Raw genomic sequence first — 23,318 nt, 5'->3', positions numbered from 1 at the left:
TGCAAATGTACTGGCTATCTTATTAATATGATTAATACTTCTGCCATCAAAGTGGCAAATTTACTGCGCTAAGTCATAAAAACATCATTTAAACGCCATGAAAATGCCATCTTGTCATTTAAGTGTCATAAAATGGTCATATCATGACCGCCGTCAGTGACAACGATGCCAGTTATGGCCAACGTGCAATTTAGTATTAACTCAGGTGCAGAACATGAAAAAAACATTAGTCTTATTAGCGATGGCCGGGGCAGCCAGTGTGCATGCTGAACCGGTAACGGTATATGGTCAGGTAAATGTGTCAGCGCAGTCCAGCGATGAAGGCGAAGGCCGCTTCTCTGAGTTAAAAAGTAACAGTTCACGCTTTGGATTAAAAGGTGATTACGAGCTGGAGCATGGTCTTAAATTGGTGTACCAGTTAGAATGGGCAGTCGATTTGGCAGATGTCAGTGGCGGCGAAAACATCACTTCGCGCAATCAGTATGTTGGCCTGGCAGGTAGCTTCGGTGAAGTGCGGTTAGGCCGTCACGATACGGCACTGAAAGATGCTCAGGGCAAAATCGACCTATTCAGCGATTACGAAGCAGACGTTAAAGCGTTATGGAAAGGCGAAGTGCGCGCCAGTGACTCTATTACTTACTACACCCCAACTCACAAAGGCTTTGGTTTGCACCTAACCTACATTATGGAAGATGCCGCTGATGCTGAAGATGCGTTTTCTGCGTCGCTGTATTACGGTGATGAAAACCTGAAAAACAGTAACTTTTATGCGGCGGTATCGGTAGATGCTGAAGTTAATGGCTATGATACAGTGCGTTTGCAGGCGCAAGGTAAGGTATCAGGCGTTAAACTAGGCGCTATTTTGCACAGCCAGGAAAACATTGTTACCGGTGCGGAGCAAGATGGCTGGTTGGTTAGTGCGGCTTACCCGCTGGGTAAAACTGAATTAAAAGCGCAATATCAGACGCTGGAAGATGACAAGGCAATAAGTTTGGGTGCGGATTATAAAGCGGGCAAAAATACCACTCTGTTCGCCTGGTACAGCAGCTTTAACTTAGATACACCAACACCGGATCGCGATTACCTGGCAGTAGGCATTAAACATAAGTTTTGATTATCAAATTGATAACAATAAAAAAGCCGGTCACTGACCGGCTTTTTGTTGCTGCAGTATTCAGCTTAGTACTTGTACGAGAAGCTTAAGCTATAGCTTTGGCCTTCAACCCGCTTTTGCAGAATTTGGCCTTGTTGCAGAATTTCTACATCTTCATCCAGCAGGTTCTTCAGCCCTAGTTTTACGGCAATACTCTCGGTTGGCGTATAGCTGTAAGTAAAGTCTAACGAGTTAAACGGTTGTTCAAAGGCGTCGTCTTTATCGTTAACACCAGCAAAAGCGATACGTTTACCAAACACGTTGTAGGTAAGGGTCGCGTTGTGTTGGTTGTTGTCTGCATCAAAGCCCAGTTGCAGGTTAGCCACGTACTTAGAATGACCGCTTAAGCCACGGGTTAAGTTGGTTAAATCGGCACCCGGGAATGGCTGAATGCTAATTTCTGATTCACTTAACGTCAGGTTGCCTGCCAGGAAGAAATTGTCGGCTATTTTTCCAACGTCACCGCCAAACATATCCAGCTGCTGCAAAAATTCGGCTTCAACCCCATACAGTGTGCCGCTTTGGGCATTGCGGAACGACATTAACAAGTTCCCGTCGGAGCCGGATAGCTCTATGGCTTCAATCGGATTGTCTAAGTCTTTGTAAAATAAACCAACACTGTAATTGCTGTTGTCGTAGTACCACTCTAAGCGAACATCGGTGCTATTAATGTCGGTGCTTTTTAATCCGGAGAAACCGGTAACTTTAAAGTCGGTTAACGGGTCAACATACAGTACCGGTGTTACTTCACGTAAGTCGGGGCGTACCACGGTTTGGCTATAACCAAAGCGTGCTTGTAAATCATCATTGATAAACCAGGTCAGTGACAGCGCCGGGTAAAAACCGTCTTCTAACAGGACCGAGTCAGTTAGGTTACCACTGACATTACCATCGGCAGTAAGGGGTAAGGATATTTGTTTAAAATCTTCGTAACGTACACCAAGGTTAATACGGAACTGGTAATCGTAGTTGAGCTCCAGCGCACCGTAGCCCGCATCAATCATTTGTGCGGCCAGATAATCATCAGCTTGGGTTGTAACGTTGGAAATTTTAAAGCCGTTGCTGGCATTAAGAATATTTTCGTCGGAGAAAATTTCTGCAAAACTGCCGGATAGCTGTGCCAGACTGTAGCCAACGGTATCGAAATTAAACCGATCTGTTTGGGCATTGCGGCTACGTTCAAAATAGCTATAACCGGCGCTGAATGTCATTTCAGCCTTACCCAGTGTTAACGGCAGTTTGGCGTTCCAACTGAGGTTTTCGGTATTGTCTTGCATGTCACTAAAGCTGTAATTCACCGCGTTCTGGTTACGGCGTAGGAAAGAAAATACGCTGCCATCATCCTGGGTTTCATTCAAATAGCGGAACTCCACTTCGCCCGGAGCATAGCGACGGGCTTTGGCATCGGTATACTGCCAGTCTAGTGCTAAGTCCATCAGGTAAGGGAAGTTGTGCCGGCCGCGCAACTGGTTGCTTAGCATGCTGCGTTCTTCGTACAAAATACTGGTATCGGTGTTAAAACGGTTAGTTTCGTTAATGGTTTCGATACTGTCGCCGTTTTTAATCTTAATTTCGTCTTTGGTGTCGCGCAGGTAGATGCTGGCGGTTTCCAGCCGGTGATCTACGCCCAACTCTAAGCCGAAATTAAGCATGCCAGATAACTTAACCTGATGCTCAGTGCCTTTAATATCATCATACAAGTTAAGCGGAACCAGGTTTTCGCCCGACACGGAATAATACCGTTCTTGCTCGTCTATATTTTGCGTTGAGCGGTCATAGCTTAGGCCCGACATGACACCGAACACAACATTTTTCGCCATATCAAAGCGGCTACCAAAAGACACGCTGCCATCAAAATCAGGCTTAACGGTTTTACGGCTGATATCAAGTTCGCGGTTAAAGGCAGTGCCCAGCTCACGCACTATGGTTTCAGCCTGCGCCAGGTTTGTGGCATTGATGCCGCCTAACGCTTCAGCGATATTTACTGGCGTTAAAATGCCATATTGTGTTTGTGCTGCGGCCAACTCAGCAGAAATGCCGCGCAGGCCATCATCTTTACCGCGCCAGTCATCGCCGCCACCGGCGTAATCAAAACCATCGTCGCTGTTCAGGCTGTTATAACCGGTACCTACTGCTACATTGAAGCTCGTTTGCAGTGGAATAGCGGTGGTGCGGATATTAACGTTGCCGCCACCAAAAGCGGCCGGCAGTTCCGGGGAATAAGCTTTTTGTACCACTAAGCTTTCAATAATGCCGGCCGGAAACATATCCAGCGGTATCACGTTACGGGTTGGGTCCGGGCTGGGTACCATGGCGCCGTTTAACAGCGTGCTGGAATAACGCTCACCTAAGCCACGGACATAAATAAACTTATCTTTTACCAGCGTTAAACCGGTAACGCGGCGCAGCGCGGTAGCTGCATTGCTGTCGCCGGCGCGGGAAATTTGTTCCATGCCAAGTAATTCGGCAACATAAGGTTGCTCGCGGCGCTCTGCAGCGGCAGAGGCAGCAGAGCTCATCAGACGGCCGGATACAGAAATACGTTCAACATCGGCTTCATTTTGTGGTGTTGCCTCGGTGGTGTCTTGGCCAATGGCTGCCATCGACACCAGGGCGGTTGCTGTGCTCAGGGCCAGCAACACACTGCGGCCTACACGACTGAAATTAAACTTTTGCATGCTGCTCATCTGAACTTTGTCCTATCAGCTTTTACGGTTACATCTGCGTTGCATTACCCTGCTAGCGGCCAGGTGTAATGCAGTGGAATAAAAAAACACTGCCAGGCAAAACCCGGCAGTGTTCGTTGCTGTTAGTCGTCTAAGCCAACCGCCCAGCCAGCAGTCCAATCGTTACCGGCTTCTACTGCACCAATAAAGTCAACTGCATCAAAGAAGCTGTCTACTGCCGTCATGTCTTTTGGTGTGGTGGCATCGATAGTAAAGATACCGTCCAGTACGGCAGCCTGGTTGGCTGCAACACTATTGCCCGCCTGGCCAAGGAACCACTGCTCGGTAGTCGTGCCGTTACCCAGGTCACCTTTAAATGGTTCGGCGCAGGCGACAACAGAGTGGGTCATGGTTAATGAACCTGTCGCAGCCAAGGCTTTGGTTTCAGCTGAGTCAAATTCCAGACATTCGCCCATAGTTTCAGGCCCGGTGATAATGAAGTTGGCCAGCTGAGCATTAGTGCCCGCACGCAACAACACGCCCTCTGAATCGTCATCACCATCAAAGCCGTTACCAATAATGGTCATGTTGGCAATAGTTGGGTTAGATACTGGTGCTGCGGTGAAGTTACCCGATTGGTTGTCTGCTTCGATACCGCGGTTGGCCTTGGCACCATCGGCAGCGTGTTTTACTAACACAAACTGCAACTTACCTTTCCAGCCGTCGGCCCAGTCAACTGAGTCATCGCCGTTGGCGGTTAATACCACGTTTTTGCAGCTAACCGCACCACCGAACATCTCGATACCGTCATCGACGTTCTGGTGCACCTGAATATTGCTACACTGCGTGGCAGAACCTACACCGGCAAAGGTAATACCGTTTAATTCGTTATCCGGGATAACCTCAAAGCCGGCGTGCTTAACTACGACGTAGTTTAAGCGGCCGCTATTGTCTTCCCAGTTAGCGCCACCGTATGGGCCGGCTTCGCCTTCTGCCTGAATTTCACAGCTGGCTAAATCAGCCTGGTTACACTTGTTGCTTGGCGCGTTGCCCAGTAACACTAAGCCGCCCCACTGACCGGCAGCCGTAGGCGAGCCAATGATGTCTTGCACTGACGTCATCACGATAGGGTTAGCTGCTGTGCCGTTAGCGTCAATTTTTGAACCGCGGGTAATAACCAGGAAATCTGCACCTGATTTGCCATAAATGCGCACGCCAGGCTGCACAGTTAATGTCGCTGCGGTACTGTTGTCAACGCCAATGCGAACCCGGCCACTTAACACATAATCCGCACCCGCGGCTAACGTTACGTTAGTGGTGATGTCGCCCGTTAGCTGGCAGTTTAACCGGCCAGACAGGCTATTTACTTCGCTGGTGCCGGCAGGGCAGGCAGCTAAGTCATCTTCTGGGTGCAAGCCTATAGTCCAACCCACTGTCCAGTCAGTCATGCCGTCAAAGGCACCGATGTAGTCTACGTTGTCAAACCACGGGTCAACGTTGTTGGCAACGTTATAGCCATTGCCTAGCGCAGGTGAGTTAGGAGCCGGCACATAACCACCCAATAGTGCATCGCCAATGCTGTTGCCAGGCTGAGCCAGGAACCAGGCTTGCGCGTCCAACGTTACGTTGCTTGCTGCATCCACCGAATTTTTTGTTGGCTCAGCACAGTCCAGGATTGAGTTACGGAAGATAATTTCGCCGTTGCCGGTATTCGCTACCGATTCGTCGCTGTTCACTTCAAAGCATTCACCCATACCTTGTGGTCCGGTAACTATGAAGTTATACAGCTCAGCCGCGGTACCGGCACGCAGTAACACGCCCTCGGAATCATCTTCGCCGTCAAAGTTATTACCGATAATGGTCATGTTAGCAATTTGCGGCTTAGATACTGGCTCGGCAGTAAAGTTGCCTGATTGGTTGTCGGCTTCTATGCCGCGGTTCGCTTTGCTATCATTTGGGTTGTGGCGCACTAATACGTGCTGCATGCGGCCGGTCCAGCCATCGGCCCAGTCTAATGAGTCGTCGCGGTTGCCAGTCAGTACCACATACTTGGCATCAACAGTACCACCAAAAAACTCTACGCCATCATCCAGGTTATTGTGTACCTGAATGTATTCCACCGTGGTGCCACGACCGACACCGGCAAAAGTGATACCGTTTAGCTCGTTGTCCGGGATAACCTCGAAACCGGCATAGCGCACCTGCACATACTTTAATGCACCGCTGTTATCTTCTGGATCCGCACCGCCGTAGGGGCCGGCTTCACCTTCAGCCTGAATTTCACAGCTGGTCAGCGCTGCCTGGTCGCATTTGTTACTCGGTGCATTACCCAGCAGTACCAGGCCGCCCCACTCAGCACTTGACTCATTGTCAGACAGGCCCAGCATATCGTTGACCGATGTCATTATGATGGGCGCTGCAGCAGTACCTACTGCCTGAATTTTTGAACCGCGTGCCACCACTAAATAATCGGCGCCGCTTTTACCAAACACGCTGGTGCCAGGCTCAATGGTTAGTGTTGCGCTGTTGGCATTATCATTACCTACAGTAACTTTACCGTTTAATGACCAAGCGATATCGGCTGTAAGGCGGGTGTCAGCAGTAATAGTGCCGCTGATTTCACACACTGCTTTACTAACACCAGCCAAGCTGCTGCCCTGAGTCGCAAAAGTTGGACAGGCACTTGTTGGTGGCGTTGGATTGCCACCGCCGTTGTTGCCGCCATTCTCATTACCACCAGCGTTAACGACCAAGTCGCCACCGCAGCCTGCCAGCATCAACGCTGTTGCTACTGCGCTTAGTTTAATAAGTTTGCCTAAAGCCATTACCATCTCTCCGTTGAATTGTGTTGGGTATTGCCAATCAAGTTGCAGGCACCCTACAGCAGGAGAATGACGAATTTATTACACTAATGCGGCGGTCTGGTTACAGTGCGCATTGACCGCTAGTGCTGCGGTTTTGCGCTGTGGCTGTCAAAAAAAGTTCATCTTAGTGTCATACCCAGGTTGTACAACTCGGGCTTTATTTTTGTGAAACTTGTTGCTTTTATGTGTTGGTTGGCTGCGTACTGATGCTGGCGAAAGATTAACCTCGAGTTTTCATAAAAATGTCATAAACTGCAGCAATACTATGCGGCATACAGAGTTACAACCGTCCGGCAGTTAGCCGGTTAACAAAATGTGGTGGACCTTATGGCAAGAAAAATCCTGGTGGTGGAAGACGAAGCTCCCATCCGCGATATGTTATGTTTTGTGCTGGAACAAAACGGTTACCAGGCCGTTACAGCCGAAGATTTTGATTCTGCCATTAATGCGTTAATGGAACCTTACCCAGATTTGGTGTTGCTAGACTGGATGTTGCCAGGCGGCAGTGGTATCCAAATTGCGAAGAAGATGAAACAACATGAACTGACGCGCAATATCCCGATTATTATGATCACTGCCCGCGGTGAAGAAGAAGACAAAGTACGTGGTTTAGAAGTCGGCGCCGACGATTATGTCACTAAGCCGTTTTCACCCAAAGAGTTGATGGCGCGTATCAAAGCGGTTATTCGCCGTGTTGCGCCAACCAGCTTAGATGAAATTATTGAAGTGCAGGGTTTGAAACTAGACCCGGTATCGCACCGGGTGATGGCATCTGACCATGCGCTGGATATGGGGCCGACCGAGTTTCGTTTGCTGCACTTTTTTATGACGCACCCAGAGCGGGTATACAGTCGAGAACAGCTGCTGGACCATGTCTGGGGAACCAATGTGTATGTGGAGGACCGCACCGTTGACGTGCATATCCGCCGCTTGCGTAAGGCGATTTCTGTTGCCGGCCATGATAGATTAGTGCAAACCGTGCGGGGCTCCGGCTACCGTTTCTCTGCCAAGTAAAAGGTTAACGCTGACGCTATGCGCCAATTGCTGTCAAAAAGTAAGGTCTACACCAGGCTGTTTCTGTTTTATTGTTTTATTGCTCTGGTTGGTTTGATCTCGAACAGTCTGTTGTTGGCATTGCTTATTTTCACAGTGGCGCTGCTGTTGTGGCATTACCACCATCTATTTTTAATGGACAAATGGCTGTGGCGTGATCGTAAATTATCACCGCCCATTAGCGAAGGCATTTGGGGCCATTTGTTTGAAGGCATTTATTATTTACAACGGCGTGACCGGCGAAAACGCCGCGAGCTGCGCAATATTGTACGCCGTTTTCGCGATGGTGCTGAAGCCCTGCCCGAAGCCGTTGTGGTAATGCAGCAGGACTGGAGTATTATCTGGAGCAACAAATTGGCACAAATTCTGGTAGGGCTGCACTGGCCTGCTGATGAAGGCCAACGGTTAGATAACCTGATCCGCCATCCAGACTTTTTGCAATACCTCAAAGCCGGCAAGTTTGAGCTGCCGATAGAGCTGCCCTCGCCAGTAAACGATCAATTAACGCTTGAGTTCAACATAATGGCTTATGGTGCTCAGCAATACTTATTAATTGTGCGTGACATTACGCAATTGAAGCAGTTGGAGCAGATCCGCAAAGACTTTGTAGCCAATGTCTCGCATGAACTGCGCACCCCGCTGACGGTATTGCAAGGTTATTTGGAAGTGATGGATGATGAAAACTTGCCGGATAAAGCGATGTGGAAAAAAGCCCACAACGTGATGCTGGACCAAACCAAGCGTATGGATGCGTTGGTGCAACAGTTGTTAACGTTATCGCGGATTGAAGCATCAGCCAGAGTGCAGTTTGATGACATGGTCGACGTCCCAGCCATGCTGGTCCAACTGGAGCAAGAAGCGCAAACGCTGAATCGCGACAAGCAGCACCAGCTGGTATTCGATATAGACGCTACATTAACTGTCACCGGTGTGACTGAAGAGCTGCGCAGCGCGTTTTCTAATCTGGTGGTTAATGCCATTAAATATACCCAGAATGGTGGTGATATTCATATCAGCTGGCAGCGACAGCATTTAAAAGCTGTGTTCTCGGTAAACGACAATGGTCCGGGTATTGCGCCGCAACATGTTAAGCGCCTGACCGAACGCTTTTACCGGGTAGATGAAGCCCGTGCACGTAATACCGGCGGCACCGGGCTAGGTCTGGCTATTGTAAAACACGTGTTGTCGCGGCATAACAGCCGGTTGATGATATTCAGTGAACCGGGTAAAGGCAGCAGTTTTTCTTTTACCTTGCCGCCGGAGCTGGTGCAGGGCAACGTTAAAAAGCGCAGCCGCAATAGCTAAGCACTAGCGGGCAGTACTCAGGCTCAGGCACATATTCAGATAGTCACAAATAAAGCAGAACTGGCGATAGTCTTCATCACTAATGGGCCTGGCGGTTTTCAGGTGCTGTGCGCTAATAATTCCAATCACTTTGTTATGAATTTTAACGCTTGTCAGCGCCATAGTGCCGCGTTGTAATAGTTTGTCCATTTGTTCATCGATATAGTTATGCCACTGTGGTGCCCGTCGGTCGTTAATCAATAGTGGCTGAGCCTGCTGTATACTCAGGCTGAATAAATTGTGAGTTGCTGAAATAGCTACAGAGCGCCTGGCGGTATTTTGCGTACCCTGGCCATCGTAAGCCGAGCGTGATTCCAGCCGGGTTTTGTCGGCCGACAAGATCCAGAATGCACAGCTGTCAAACGCAAAAATGGCCGCAGCTTGCTGCAATAGCAAGCTGAGCAGCTCGTTGATATTGCAATGGCGTAAGGTAAGTTGCTGTAACTGTTGTGCCACTTGTAACAACGCGCTGTCGCGACTTACCGGTGCTATTACCGGGGTAATGTCAATAAAGTCGGCGTCGCTGGGTAGGTTTTTAATGTGGCTTTGCAGTACATCCGCACCATAGGATTGCAGCAGCTCTAGTGCCAGTTGACGCGTTTGTTTAATGCGTTCTTTTAGCTGTTTAGGCTCAATTTTCATCACGCGAGCAACGTCCTGCAGCAGGCGGCTGAAGTCGGCTTTGTTACGCGGTGGCGTATGTATTGCTGCGCTTAGTTGATTCGCCAGACTTATCGCTTGCATTTCAACAGTACGGCTCTCTGGTGCATCCAACGCCTTGAGCAGTAACTCGCCCAGGTTCCAGGTGCGCACCAAGCCGATGCTCAGTTCATCAAAACTAACGCCAATCTCTCCGCGGCAGTATTGGCCAAACTCGGCGGGCGACAGGGCGCTCGCCTGGCGTATCAGCTGTTCACTTAGTGCAGAGCCGCTGCTCCAAAACGCAGTTTCGCCTATGTGATACAGCATGGCTGCCAGATAGACTTCTTCTTTTGTGTCTTCGTGGTGCTCTGGCAGCATCATCCGCGCTAGCAAACCCGCATAAAAGGCGTTAGCCATCAGCATCAGCAGACGCTCATATACGGCAGGCTGCAAGTTTTCAGATTGCAGTAGCGCTTCGAGGATTTTTGAGGTCAGGCAAATGTTTTTTACTGCCTGGATGCCCAGTATAATGGCGGCTCGCGACACGGTATTAACCCGCCTAACAGATGCATGACTCGTGGTGTTAACGACTTTGAGTAAGCAGGATGACAGTGCCTGATCGTGCAGAATTGCTTGGCTTAACTGTGGAATGGATGACACATCATCGTTGGCAAACTTGTCCAATGTCGTTGCCATTGAGGTAATTGCCGGCAACTCACGCTTGGCCAGCTGCTCTGTCCATTGTGCTGCACTTGGTCGGCGCACGTCTGTCATCAATTACTGCCTGAAACAATGTTAATCTTTGCTACAGCATAGTGCAGCACGGCATAAATGCGAATGTAAAAACAGTGTAACTTATTGTATCGGTTGAAAAACCTAATACAGAAACTTCAGGCCGGCTGCGATATTATTTGAACGGGGGCTACAGGTTAAGTTTCAGGCGCTGTCGTGGCGAGAAACGCACTGTTGTAATGACCAAATGAAACCTGGATGTTTATTATGTTTGGTCAATGGGTTTTAAGTGTGAATAGATTGATTGCAATGTTTGCATTAACGTGATTTATATCTACTGCGTTGCTTTTATTGGCTTTTACGCCTGAGTTGACCATACTTGTTCAGATTTTATGCGGATAAAAACGGCGCATAAACAAACTCAATCAACTCAGGTTATTGTGGAAACTCAGGGTTTAATTAATACAACGTCTGCTGCAGATCACACGGTGCCGACCATGGCGACGCTGCACGGTGGCTTTTGCCTGGCTGAGGTTAGTGTATTGCCGCAGCAGGGCTTTATAGTGGTGCGTGGCGAACATCGTCATGTGTCATCCAAAGCGTTGGAATTATTACTGCAATTGGCGTTACACGCTGAAACTATTGTTAGCCAACAGCAGTTGCTCAGCGCGGTTTGGGGTGATGTTGGCGCAGCAAAAGTGAATTTAACCCATGCTATCAGCGAACTACGCCATGTTTTGGGCGATAACAAAGCTTGCCCGATATTTATTCAAACGTTGCCGCGGCGGGGTTATCGGCTATTGTTACCGGTGCGGCCACTGGCGTCTGCCACGACTTTTATACCCCAAGTAGAGCGGCGCGGGCGTGGCAATGCTGCTACCGCTAAACATCGTTCCTGGTTAATGTCTTTGTTTCGCGGCAGCCGTTTATTCAGTGTCAGCGTGGCATTCTTAGTCAGTGTTTGGTTGTTTATTCAAGTAATGGCAATCACGTTTCCACTGATGAATATCTCCGCTACCGGCATGAAGCTTACCTTACTAGTGTTGCTTGTGGTATTTCCATTGGTGTTACTTGTCACCTGGGTGGGCGATCTGCGCGAGCGTAAAAAACGGCTATCGCAGTCTGATAACCCAGATAAGCAGCGTTATTGGCGTCGTCAGTTAACTATAGAACTGGTGTTTTTATTATTATCTTTTACTGCTGTAGGCTTGCTGGCGCACTCGCTAAAGCTGGCAATTGACGCTGACAGCGGTGCCGACGGCCCGGTGAGTATAGCTGCAGTAGATACTACGCCCATTCCCAATTCAGTGGCCGTTTTGCCATTTTTGTTAAGCAATGGCAGTAGTATTGAGGACTACCTGATAGATGGTATCAGGCAGGAACTACTGTATTCACTGACGCAGTTAAATCAGTTTCCGGTGTTGGCCGATCGTGCCATGCAAGCTAATTTTGCCACGGCCAGCTACGCCGAACTTGCCGCTCATTTGCGGGTTGAGTTTATATTAGAGGCGAGCTTGAGTGCCGACCAGGACACAATGCAGCTTGAAGTGTCGATAGTAGAAGCAAGCACCGGTGTGCGGCGTTGGTCTAACCGCTTAAGCCAGAGCCGTCAGGCATTACCGCTATTGCAGCAAGATCTGCACCGGCAGGTGCAAAATGCATTCGCATTAATTATGCCGGTGAGTGGTGAGGCGCTACCAACCGCTGAGTATCGTATTACAGAAAATTTTGTCGCCTTTGATGCCTATATGCAAGCCCGGCAGCGGTTGAAAAAATATGATGATATGCAAAGTTTACAAAGTGCTGAAAACCTGCTGCTAAAAGCACTGCAGGCGGATCCACACTTTGCTCTGGCGTCAGCCAGTTTATGTAAGGTTCATCTGGATATGTATGTGCTAAGTCGCAGCGTGTCTGAGTTTGAGCTGGCGCAACAGGCCTGTCAGCATGCTGCCAGCTTAAACGTTGATCAAGCTGGCGTGGCCACGATACTGGGTGATTTATACCGCATAAGCGGCCAGCACACTGCAGCTATGGCGCGCTATGATCAGGCGCTGGCGTTAAATGCACGTTGGGTAGACGCCTTAAGCGGTAAAGCCATGGTGCTAAATGCACAGGGTAATAAAGCGGATGCCGAACAACAGTTTCGCCTGGCCATTGAGTTAGAGCCTGGCTACTGGCAAAACTATATGCTGTATGGCAGCTTTCTGTACGAAACCGGTAGCTTTGACGCTGCAGCACGGCATTTTGAACGCGCTGCACAGTTAAAACCTGCCAGTACTGATGTGTTAAATAGTTTAGCTGCAGCTTGGTTTTTTAGTGGCCAATTTCAGCAGGCCATCACGGCGTGGCAACAGGTAGTTGAGTTGGCACCGATGGCGTTGTCCTATTCTAATTTAGGTACGGCGTATTATTTTAATGCGGACTATGTACAAGCAGAGCAGAAATATCGTCAGGCGTTAGATAACAGCGCAGATGATTACACTATTTGGACCAATCTAGCTGATGTGCTGGATGTGCAGGCGGAGCGCCAACATGAGGCACTCCCTTTGTATGAAAAAGCGTTGCAGCTGGCACAAAATAATCTGGTGGTAGATGCACAGGCTCAGGCGTTGTTGTCGCAAATCAGCAGATTACAATCTGAAGTGCAGCATTGTGACGCGGCATTACACACTGAGCAGCAAGTACAAGCCGCTAGTCAGACCGATTTCTATCTGTTTTATGATTTGGCTATCGCCAGCTTTAACTGCCAGCGCCATGACGCCGGCAGTGCTTATGTTAATCAGGCAATTAGCTACGGTTATCCGGCTCAGCTGATTGCTGCCGATCCTAAAATTCCTCATACCTGGCAATAGCCAGGTGTCTTTGCGGAAATGCAGTACTTTTATAACGTTGAAAAAGGGCATTTCACTATGAAAATATGGTTATTACTACTAAGCACCTGTTTTGCAGGACTGGCATTGGCAAATGATAAAGATCAAACGCTGATATTTACCGAGGTGACCAGCGGCAGCCAAAGCTGTATTAGCGCTATCACCGTGTCTGGTGTGGATAATTGCAAGACAGCAGAGGGTAAGCGCGGCGACTGTGAAGGTATTGTTGATTGCGTTTGCAGTAAACCTGCTAAGCATATTGAATGGCAGGGCGGCAATATTAAAAATTTCACGGTATATTTTTATGGCGACACTTCGCCTTTTAAAGACAACTGCAAGCTGGAATCGAATAATCAAGGCAAGTTAAAGTGCCGGATTAAAGGCGATGCCAGCGGTAACTATGATTACGGCGTAAAAGTGCCTGGTTGCGATGATTTTGACCCGCGGATCATTATTAAGCAGAACTAACAGTTAACGAACCTAAATATGCGGTTTAGTGAGGTGGCTTGATATACAAGTCAAAGTGTCTCGCTTCCAGCTGTTGTCGGGCAGCGATAAGGTTAGACCAAAACTGTTCGACCAGCTGGGTGTTCTGCGTGTAGAAACTCTGGTTGAACACGATATGCCAGTTTTCAACCAGTAAGTTATCGTCACTAATCGCCACCTTATCGTCCAGGCCAAGCTGTTGCAGATGATTGCTGCCGATTAAACGCTCGGCGCTATAGCCGTCTAGTTTGCCATCGGAGACCATTTTCAGGCCGTCGTCCAGTGTGAATTTGTAAGGGCTAAGCCAACCTTTTTGCGCTAGCCAGTCTTCGACAATGTAACCCAGCGGCGCACTAATGCCAAATCTGGGCTGATATTGCGCTAATACAAAGGGTGTAGTGATGGCATGAAATACCGGGTATTCGGCTTGCCATAAATAACGTTTTGACTGTTGAGTACCGCTTTGCTGGTCGGGAAAGCGGTACTGCAAATCCCGCTCAGCTGACCAAATCATCGCCAAGGTGGCATTTAACTCATTTTGCTGCACCATTTTCTGGCATCTGAGCCAGGGTGCTTGTTGGTAGTGTAAGGTAATGCCCAGTGGCGCCGCCGCTGCGTTTAACATTTGCACCAGGAAACCCACCGGCTGGCTTTCATCGCTGCCAGCACTGATAAACGGCGCCATGCCCGAACCTTCATAGCATACCGAAAACACAGTATTGGCCTGGCTCAAGCAAGGCCAAAACAGCAGTAGTAATACCGTACAGAATTTCATAACAGCCGACCTGATATAGCAACGGGCTATGTATCGCCGGTTGCGGTAACACAAAGTTACAGTTTGACTGAGTATTGCAGCCAGACAGTAATAGTGCAACGAAGCGGTGTATAAACGGCATGCTGCATTATTTCGGCCGCCTGATTATTTATGCTGGGGCAGCGATAGTGTTGCGGTGTGTCCGCCTAATGGTGATGTCGTAAAGTTAAAGTGGCCACTATGTTGCTGGCAAACGCGGCGCACAATGCTTAAGCCTAATGAATGATGCAGTGTTTCTGTGGCTCGGGGCGCTGTAGCCTTGGTTGCAGCGGCCTGGCCGTCATCGTGCACACTAATATGGCAATAGCCGTCTGCCATCGTTACCACTATGGCTATTTTTGCAACGGCATAGCGCATTGCGTTGCTGATAAGGTTAGCCAACGCGCGGTGCAGTAAGCGCCGATTGGCTAACACAATAACGTGCTTTGCTATGGTTATGTCTATAGTTATTTGATTATCAAGGGAAAACAGTTGTTTAAGCTGAAGCAGAAATTCTTCCAGTTTAATAGCGTCATAGCTTAGCGCTTCTGCTAAGTATTGGTTTTGCGCCAGTAATAAATATTCATTTACGTTTTCTTCTATTTCTTTCAAGTTGGAGGTTAGCTGCTTTGCGGTAGCCGAATCGCCTTTATTTTCTATTTGGTGGGCAATAAAGCGCATACGCGCCACTGGCGTTTTAATATCGTGGCATATTGTTTCAGCTATTTCAGTTTGAAACGTGGTGAGCTCGCTAATGCGCGCTGTCATATTTTGCAATGACTTTGCCAACGGGGCTAAGTACGATTTTGGGCTTAGTCTGAACGCCGGCAGCTTACCATGTCTTATTTCATCTAATGCCGAGGCACGCAGCACCGCTGCATCTTTAAACAATGTCGCAGCGTAGATAAAGAAAACAATAAAAAGCGCGGCATAAAACAACAGGCTAAAACGTTGTTTGGTATTTACAGATGTTGCATCGGCTAGTTGCAATCGCAGGCAGTAAAGACTGGCATCAGGCTGGCGCTGACATAGCAAACGCTGGCTGGCTGATTCAGCGAACTCAAAATAATGCTGTTGCGGGTTAGCATTGCTGTGCTGCCAGTGGTCAGCGGAGAGCTGAATAAAAATTGCATCGGTACATTCATCTTGTGCCGACATTATGCAACGCATATTATGCGCTGGCGTGGTTGTAAATGCCTGTGCGAGTATGTGATCCAGCTGTACTGCCGGTGCGCTGTCTGACGTATACCAGTTGTGCAGCAAGCTGATAGTGAACGCTAGTGCCGGCACCGTTAGCGCCAGCACTAAATAGAAGCGCAGTAGCGACAATGAAAGCCTGTCAGGTCGGCTTATAGGCAAGGTAGTACCCCTCTCCCCATGAAATGACGATATTCCACGCCGGATCAACTGCTTGTAGCTTTTTACGTAACCGTGATACCCGCCCGTCCATGGTGCGGTCAGTGCCATCGTAATCCCGACCTAAATGATTTTGAAATAACCAGTCCCGGCTAACCACGGCGCCATAACGTTGCATCAGGGCTTCCAGTAGACGAAACTCTGCCGTGGTAAGGTCTAGCGGCACATCATCCAGCCACGCTGCTTTTGTAGTACAGTCGAGTTTCAGGTTAAGCTGCTCATATTGCGTATTTAACGGCAAAGCCGCGTGGTCTGGTGTCAGAAACACCTTTATCTTGGCTAATAACAGGCGCGGATCTATGGGTTTAAGCAAGTAATCCTGAGCGCCTAATTCAAAGCCGTAAAGTTGTTGTTTAAGTGAGTTTTGTGCCGTCATAAACAGGATAGGGCCAGCAAACGAATCACGGATGTCTTCAACAAAACTAAAGCCACTTTTACCCGGTAACATGACGTCACATATCACTAAATCAAATAGTTGTTGATGTACTAACTGGGTGGCGCGGGCAGCAGTATAGGCATGTGAGACGCTGTAGCCTTCAGCTGACATGCAGTCTTGCATTAACCTGGCCAGTTCTAAATCATCTTCTAGCAGCAATATATGTTTGCTCATTAAAATATGCTCCAGGATAGCCGGCGTTGCTGCAGCGCCTGCGGCTGATTATGCAGTATTTTAAATTCCGTGGTGAGCAGAATTTCATTGCTGGCCTGGTCTACTAAATTAAACGCGACTGTCTGTTTGCTATGTACGGTGACGACAAAGTTATCCTGCTGTTTGGCACAATGCAGCACACGTTGGCTAGTTGCGTTTACCAGACAAGCTGGGGCGTCAGCTTGCCAGCGTACGGTGATATTGGTGCGGCACATCGCGTCGTTGACGATGAGGCAGTATTTCGGCAGGATCTCAAGCTCAGCGGTATGCGCTGACAGGGGCAGCCAAAGTAAGCTGCAGCATAATGCCCGCCTTAACCTCACCATCGGTACTGCAACCCCGTAAACCAGACATCGTGCTGTGCTTTGCCGATAAAGACACTAGCGGTAATCGCTGACGGGTACCACTCTCTTTTCCAGTGCGCCACCAGCCTGATGTCGTCTGTTAGCGTGAAACTGGCCTCAAGCTTCAGCGACGGCAGCCACATACTGCCAGGCTGGTTTGCTGCCGCATCCTCAGTTTCGCTATAACGTAAACCAAAGTAATAATTGCCATAGCGCCGGTCTAGCCAGCGTAGCCCCATGCTGGTTGCCAGTTCAAAGGCACCGTACTGATAGTGATAGCGCAGCTGGTTATGCCACTCTTTACCGTTATGTACGCCCGAAATGTCGGCATGTAGTGCGCTGCGAAGCTCGGTATTGCCACCCCTGAAGTATAGTGTGGCACCGGCGAGATAACTGCTGTGGCGTTTAGTCAGATCCAAGGTGTCGCGGATATCAGAATCCCAGGGTATCGGCCATTTTATATCGTGGACAGCAATCGATTTTATCAGCGCATCTTCGGCGTTGCCTTTTCGTACCAGTAGGGCGTCAAAACTTTGCTTGGTACTAAGATCAAGTGAAAAATGCCGGCTTTCAAGCAGATTAAAACCCAGATCGAGGTTTTCAACATACAGCCTGTTGTAATATAGCGACCAGCGTGGCAGCACAAATAATTGGCTCGGCTTTTCATCAAATAACAGGCTGTCATACTGGCCATAACCCACGGTTAGCGCCATGTGCCACTGCAGTCGCTGAGCTATATCATCATGCTCGTCGGCAGCTTGCACAAAATTTGCTGCGAACAAGAATATGGGACATAAAAAACGAGTGATACTGCGTAGTAACATTATTTAACCTGTAGTGGGGTATTTGAAAATTATAGTAACAGCTGAATTTCTGGCCAGTTTATCAACAAACTCAAGCTGACATAACATAGCAGTGCTGCAAAGTGCGAAGTGTACAAAAGTGTGCGGCAGAAAATAACACTGCACACTTTGATACAGTTGCAGGTGATTGCACGCGATATAACTGCCGGCTGAATGCAAAAGTATAAATATTAACCAGTTAATGCATTCAACGGAGGAAGTGTGAAACTAAAATCAATAAGTCTGGCTATGCTGTCAGCGCTGTACAGCGTAGGTGTGGCGGTCTCTGCGCAAGCGGCTCCGGCTGTTGCTCAGGGCCATGGCGCGACACTACAGCAAATTAAACTGGCAGCGACAAAAATGCAGCAGCCTGTTGCTGCAACACTACAACAAGGCAATATTGCACGCACTAAGCCGGGTGGCAAAAACCAGCAAATTCAGCCGGCGTCGGCCAAAGAAAAATTTTTTGCTGAGCCCGGGCGTACCGGTGCAGATATTTATATTGTGCGGCTGCGCGACCTGCCCATTGCTACTTATGATGGCCGGGTAGCTGGCTTAGCCGCTACGGCAAAAAGTACCATTGCACAAGAGCTGGCGGCTAAAGCAGGCAACTTGTCACAAGTAGCGGCCGCTAAGCAAAAAGCGCTACCCGTTGATTTGGCCGCCGTTAGTGCAGTGGCAAGCTCGCGGCAGCAAAGCTACAAAAGTTACCTGTTGTCTAAACAGGACGCCGTGATAAGTGCCGCGCGTAGTTTTGGTATTAGCGACAATGTACGTGCGCATTACACTCATGCCGTTAACGGCTTTTCATTACAGATGACACAGCAGCAAGCAAAAGCGCTAGCTTCGTTGCCGCAAGTTGAATTTGTTGAACGCTCCAGCATGCAGCAACTGTTAACTGACCGTGGCCCGGCGTTTATTGGTGCCGATCAGGTATGGTCTGGCAATACGGTGCATGGCATCGCGCAGCAAGGTGAAGGTATTATTATCGGTATACTTGATACCGGTATTAACACCGATCATATTGCGTTTAGTGCAGTAGCCGGAGATGGTTATACCCACACGAATCCATTGGGCGAGGGTGTCTATCTTGGTGATTGCGCCAGCGGCAAGTTAAGCTGCAATAGCAAGTTGATTGGCGTGTACAGCTGGCCGGTTATCACCGACTCTTACCCTGCTGGCGTGCCAGCAACTGGTGAAGATTATCAGGGGCACGGTAGCCATGTTGCCGGCACCGCAGCTGGCAATACTGTCGACAACGTGCCGTTACTGTCACCCTCGTTAGGTGATGGTGATGGTATACCTATGGGTCATACTTTTGCCTCAACATCTGGTGTTGCCCCGCGTGCCAATATCATTTCTTATCAGGTTTGTATGTTGGAAGGTTGCCCAACTGAGGCGGTACTAAAAGCCTACGAACAAGCCATCCAAGATGGTGTAGATGTTATTAATTTTTCTGTCGGTGGCGCAGAGCGTTTCCCTTGGGAAGATGCGACAGAACTCGCCATGCTGGCTGCACGCGAAGCGGGTATTTTGGTGGCTACGTCAGCAGGTAACTCTGGCGGTGATGCCAATAATACTATTTTTGGCAGCCTGGGCCATAGCGCGCCCTGGTCTATGGTTGTTGCAGCCAGCACACATGACCGGGTACTGGACGTTACCACCAACCTGATTGAATTTAGTGGCGGCCAAAATCTGCCTTATGTCTATATTGACCCTGAAAATAGCTGGCCCGATGATATTGCCGGTTATTCTACCAGCAGTATTGTCAATGGTGTGCCTGTACTGGCCGCCAGTGTTGGTGATGAGCAGTGTCTGAACGAGTTTGCTGCCGGAACCTTCAGTAACAACCAAATTGTGGTGTGTAAGCGTGGCGGCAATGCACGTGTTGCTAAGGCGCAGAACGTGTTAGCCGGCGGCGCCGGTGGTTTTATTTTATATAATGAGCCCTATACCGATGGCATGACTGACGCTGAACAGCAGATATTTGATGATGTGTTTCCATTACCAGGTATCCACGTTAGTTATTGGACCGGGCAAAGTATCTTAGACTGGCTGAATGATGGTGGCGCGAATCATGCTGTTAGTATCACTGGTGGTTCGGTGGCGCACAGTATAGACCCTGCGGCCGGTGATATATTGGCTGACTTTTCATCTTTAGGCCCGTCACAAACCTATAAACACCATTTAGCCCCGCACATAGCAGCGCCGGGTGTCAATATCTATGCGCCTTACGCTGATGAGCATCCATTGCAGCCCGACTCTGCGCTGTCGCAGGATTGGGCAACGCTTAGCGGTACCTCTATGGCGTCACCACATGTCGCCGGTGCTATGGCTTTAGTGCGTCAGGCTCATCCAAACTGGACTGCTGCGCAAGTACAGTCGGCGTTAGAAATGACGGCATCGCAAACGGTGAAGCGTGACGTAGAACCCACCTACCGGCCAGACGGGCATCCTGCCCGCCAACACCGTGCGGGCTCTGGCCGGGTAAATGTGCGCGCTGCAATTGATGCGGGCCTTATTATGGATGAAACGGCGGCCAACTTTACGCTGGCAAACCCACGTCGGGGTGGCGATGTACGCCAACTAAATTTACCGCAACTTGTCGACAGCAATTGTCGTGCTGGCGTTTGCTCCTGGGTAAGAACGGTGACGGCGAGCCGTGATGGCAGTTGGGCGTTGAGCGCAGATGGCTGGGTATATGATCGCTGGACTAACACCTCTGAAGGCGAGATCAACATGCATAACGCCAAAATGGAGTTCTTTCCAGCGAGTTTTAGTCTTCAGGCCGGTGAAAGCCAGAGTATTGTTATTAAAGCCAATATTGCCGATATACAGTCGCAGTACAACTCGTTATTAGCGGGTAGCGGCAATAGCATTGAAGGTTTGGAGCTGTGGAGCAACGTTAATCTTATCGCCACCGATGCCAGTATTCCTGACTCGCACTGGCCGGTATCAATTAATTTTGATCGCCAGGGTTTGCCTGAAGCGGTGAATATTGCAGTACACCGCGATAATGGCGGATATCGCGTGAGTAACTTGCCGTTAGCGGCTAGCAACGATGTGGTTTATCGCGGTCATGGCCCGGTAAAAGCTGATACGTTTGAGCTAACGCTGCCACAAGATAACAACCATAGACCGATATATGCTGATGGCGATTATGAGCAAGGTAACAATCAGATTAATTTGCTGGATGTACCTGAGGGAACGTCGCGATTGGTCGTTGAGGTGCTTAAGCATCTGAAAGGCCCCGGTTTTTATCAGCAATTAGGTAATTTAAACGGCTCGCTGGCTATTCATATAGGCCGTGATGCTAATGGCAATGGCGCAGCAGACTTTGATGAAGAATGGTTATGCTCTTCTACCACGCAAATTGAGCTTAACTATTGTAGCCTGACTAACCCCGATGCCGGCATGTACTGGGTGTTACTGTCCAATACCAGCATCAATATGTATGACTGGACGCGGGAAGAGGGGCCGGATCCGTACGGTAATTTTAATATCACAGCAGAAGATCTGGTCGATAGCTATCAGATAGCAATGGCGATTGTTCCTACCGGTGAAAGCGGTTTGACGGTTGCCGGCCCGGCTGTTACTGACGGCAGTGCAGTAGACGTTGACTTAAGCTGGCAGTTAGATCAATTGGCTGAGGGCGATGTTGCCTATGCCGGGTTTGATATTGGTAGCAGCGTGGCGCCGGGCAATATTGGCTTTGTGCCATTGCGCTTAGCCCGTGGTAAGGATGATGTGTCGGTAACTATGCCTGATAGCGTGCGTGGCGGCGATATTGTTGATGTCACGGTGCAAGTGGTACAAAACAATAGCGGTGCCGATCGTCAGTTTGATTTAACCGCCACCATCCCATCTGGCCTGCTGCTGTTAGCTGATTCGGTTCAGGTTAGCTCCACAGAGCAACAGGCAAATCTGACCGTTGATGGCAACGTGCTGCGCATTGTGGGTGTACAACAAGATTCAACAAACTGGCTGCGCAGTTACATTGTCAGCACCAGCGATGATGACGCCAGCTGTATGGTGCCAAACTATGGCAGCAATGGCAGCGGTTTTGTTGGCTTAGCTAAAAACTATGGCTTTGTACCAGATATCGGTGGCACCGCCGGAGACTGGGCCGGTAGTGGTTATTATGACGATGACTGGAACTGGATTTACTCTAATCCATTTGAAATCCACTTAGCCAATTACTGGGGTGAAGACGGGAAGATGAACCTGTTCCACAACGAAGATTATATGACTTATGATCGTTTCGTGGTGTCACCGCAGGGCTTTGTCAGCTTTGGCCCGGCTTGGGATGCAGGGCAGCATATAGTACAGCAACAGTTCCCGTACATTATGTCACCCTATGGCCCTTTTATTGCACCATTCTGGCGGGGACAGCCCGATTTAGACAATATCGGCTGGACTATTCCGGTAGATGCACTGGGCACTCCATTGGCGCAAGATGTATTTGAGCCGTGGAAAGGCTCAGGTATTGCATTAGCGTATACCGCGAACGAAGTGATTGTTGAATGGATTAATGCCCGCACTCAGGGTATGACCGTAAGTTGGTCTGGCGCTGAGGCTACCGGCGTAGAATATAATGACCGTTATACGTTCAACTTAATCATGAATAAAGCCTACCGTTACGGTGCTGGTGAATTTGAAATTGTCATGGCCTATGGTGATATGGACTTTGCCGGGACTGCCGATTTTGGCTCCATTGGTCTGCACGGTAACTATGGCCCGCTGGATATTTTTGGCTATCCCTATGGTCAGGAAACCGGTATCAGTGCTGCGTACAACGACCTGACAGACGTCGTGCGGCCTAACAAGGTCATCTGTTATGACTATACCGGGCCAGAAGCAACTCAGTTTGAATTAACGTTCAAGGTGCGGGTAGCCGAAACGGCGTCGGGTCAGACGTTAAATATGGATATTGTAAGTGACGTCAGCGGCATGGGGCTGCACGTTATTTCGAACCCCATCCAGGTGGCAGGCAATATTACCTTAGCTGCGCTGCAGGATATGACAACAGCAGAAAATACCGCCGTGACATTTAACGTGGCTTATGCTGATGCCGATGCAAACCCTAATACTATCAGTGTTACCGGTGAGCATATTACGGCTTCAGTCAGCGGGCACAGCGCAGGCTCGTTAGTAACGGTTACCCCTGATGCGAACTGGTTCGGTGAAACAGTAGTGACGGTTAACGTAACTGACCGTGTTAACCCAGGTGACAAATCAGCACAAAGCTTTGTGTTATCGGTATTGTCAGATGGCATAACCTTGGGCTGCACTGACAGCGGCGCGACTAACTATGCTCCTGGCGCAAACGCAAATGATGGTAGCTGTCGTTATGCGGTTAAGGTAACGCCAAAAGCCAGCGGTGGTGCCGGTGGTTGGTTTATGTTGTTGTTACTTCCATTGCTGGGTATGCGTAGATCGTTGGCAAAAGCAGCTCTGCGCTGAT

Annotated in this window: 14 protein-coding genes; 6 read left to right on the top strand and 8 right to left on the bottom strand. The window is 49.2% G+C overall.

Going from position 1 to position 23,318, the window contains the following annotated elements:
* Window positions 1-214: 214 nt before the first annotated feature.
* Window positions 215-1,114, top strand: coding sequence for a porin (locus tag I4W93_RS07640; protein WP_205309638.1), 900 nt, complete (start codon window positions 215-217; stop codon window positions 1,112-1,114).
* Between the two features lie 65 nt (window positions 1,115-1,179).
* Here the strand turns inward: I4W93_RS07640 and I4W93_RS07635 are convergent, their stop codons facing one another.
* Both I4W93_RS07635 and I4W93_RS07630 read right to left on the bottom strand, forming a co-directional pair.
* Window positions 1,180-3,840: a TonB-dependent receptor domain-containing protein gene (locus I4W93_RS07635; protein WP_205309637.1), complete on the bottom strand. Its 2,661-nt coding sequence runs from the start codon at window positions 3,838-3,840 to the stop codon at window positions 1,180-1,182.
* A gap of 122 nt (window positions 3,841-3,962) precedes the next feature.
* On the bottom strand, window positions 3,963-6,644 hold the full coding sequence (locus I4W93_RS07630) for a beta-helix domain-containing protein (RefSeq protein ID WP_205309636.1): 2,682 nt from the start codon (window positions 6,642-6,644) through the stop codon (window positions 3,963-3,965).
* Window positions 6,645-7,010: 366 nt separating this feature from the next.
* Between I4W93_RS07630 and phoB the strand changes: the two genes are divergently transcribed.
* Both phoB and phoR read left to right on the top strand, forming a co-directional pair.
* Entirely contained in the window at window positions 7,011-7,697 is a 687-nt protein-coding gene (gene phoB / locus I4W93_RS07625) for a phosphate regulon transcriptional regulator PhoB (RefSeq protein ID WP_205309635.1), read from the top strand.
* Window positions 7,698-7,715: 18 nt separating this feature from the next.
* Window positions 7,716-9,041, top strand: coding sequence for a phosphate regulon sensor histidine kinase PhoR (phoR, locus tag I4W93_RS07620; RefSeq protein WP_205309634.1), 1,326 nt, complete (start codon window positions 7,716-7,718; stop codon window positions 9,039-9,041).
* Window positions 9,042-9,044: 3 nt separating this feature from the next.
* Here the strand turns inward: phoR and I4W93_RS07615 are convergent, their stop codons facing one another.
* A complete protein-coding gene (locus tag I4W93_RS07615) occupies window positions 9,045-10,496 on the bottom strand; it encodes an HDOD domain-containing protein (RefSeq protein ID WP_205309633.1) in 1,452 nt (483 codons plus the stop codon).
* Window positions 10,497-10,951: 455 nt separating this feature from the next.
* On the opposite strand from I4W93_RS07615, the gene I4W93_RS07610 reads away from it, so the two are divergent.
* Both I4W93_RS07610 and I4W93_RS07605 read left to right on the top strand, forming a co-directional pair.
* Window positions 10,952-13,306 carry a winged helix-turn-helix domain-containing protein gene (locus tag I4W93_RS07610; protein ID WP_205309632.1) on the top strand — a complete coding sequence of 785 codons (2,355 nt, stop codon included), beginning with the start codon at window positions 10,952-10,954 and terminating at the stop codon, window positions 13,304-13,306.
* Window positions 13,307-13,363: 57 nt separating this feature from the next.
* Window positions 13,364-13,792: a hypothetical protein gene (locus I4W93_RS07605; RefSeq protein ID WP_205309631.1), complete on the top strand. Its 429-nt coding sequence runs from the start codon at window positions 13,364-13,366 to the stop codon at window positions 13,790-13,792.
* 25 nt (window positions 13,793-13,817) lie between these two features.
* On the opposite strand, the gene I4W93_RS07600 is transcribed toward I4W93_RS07605, so the two are convergent.
* The 5 genes from I4W93_RS07600 to I4W93_RS07580 form a co-directional block, all read right to left on the bottom strand.
* A complete protein-coding gene (locus I4W93_RS07600) occupies window positions 13,818-14,585 on the bottom strand; it encodes a substrate-binding periplasmic protein (protein ID WP_205309630.1) in 768 nt (255 codons plus the stop codon).
* Window positions 14,586-14,729: 144 nt separating this feature from the next.
* A complete protein-coding gene (locus tag I4W93_RS07595) occupies window positions 14,730-15,932 on the bottom strand; it encodes a sensor histidine kinase (protein ID WP_224673321.1) in 1,203 nt (400 codons plus the stop codon).
* Window positions 15,933-15,942: 10 nt separating this feature from the next.
* Window positions 15,943-16,629, bottom strand: a complete 687-nt coding sequence (locus I4W93_RS07590) for a response regulator transcription factor (RefSeq protein ID WP_205309628.1) — start codon at window positions 16,627-16,629, stop codon at window positions 15,943-15,945.
* Window positions 16,629-16,994 carry a DUF3019 domain-containing protein gene (locus I4W93_RS07585; RefSeq protein ID WP_205309627.1) on the bottom strand — a complete coding sequence of 122 codons (366 nt, stop codon included), beginning with the start codon at window positions 16,992-16,994 and terminating at the stop codon, window positions 16,629-16,631. Before I4W93_RS07585 ends, I4W93_RS07590 begins: the two co-directional genes overlap by 1 nt.
* Window positions 16,988-17,776 carry a MipA/OmpV family protein gene (locus I4W93_RS07580; RefSeq protein WP_205309626.1) on the bottom strand — a complete coding sequence of 263 codons (789 nt, stop codon included), beginning with the start codon at window positions 17,774-17,776 and terminating at the stop codon, window positions 16,988-16,990. Before I4W93_RS07580 ends, I4W93_RS07585 begins: the two co-directional genes overlap by 7 nt.
* A 300-nt stretch (window positions 17,777-18,076) precedes the next feature.
* On the opposite strand from I4W93_RS07580, the gene I4W93_RS20345 reads away from it, so the two are divergent.
* Window positions 18,077-23,317 carry a S8 family serine peptidase gene (locus I4W93_RS20345; RefSeq protein WP_205309625.1) on the top strand — a complete coding sequence of 1,747 codons (5,241 nt, stop codon included), beginning with the start codon at window positions 18,077-18,079 and terminating at the stop codon, window positions 23,315-23,317.
* Window position 23,318 lies beyond the last annotated feature (1 nt).

This window comes from Rheinheimera maricola, assembly GCF_016918075.2.
Taxonomy (GTDB): domain Bacteria; phylum Pseudomonadota; class Gammaproteobacteria; order Enterobacterales; family Alteromonadaceae; genus Alishewanella; species Alishewanella maricola_A.
Note: the sequence above shows the minus strand (reverse complement) of the source record. Positions and strands in the feature narration are given on the sequence as shown.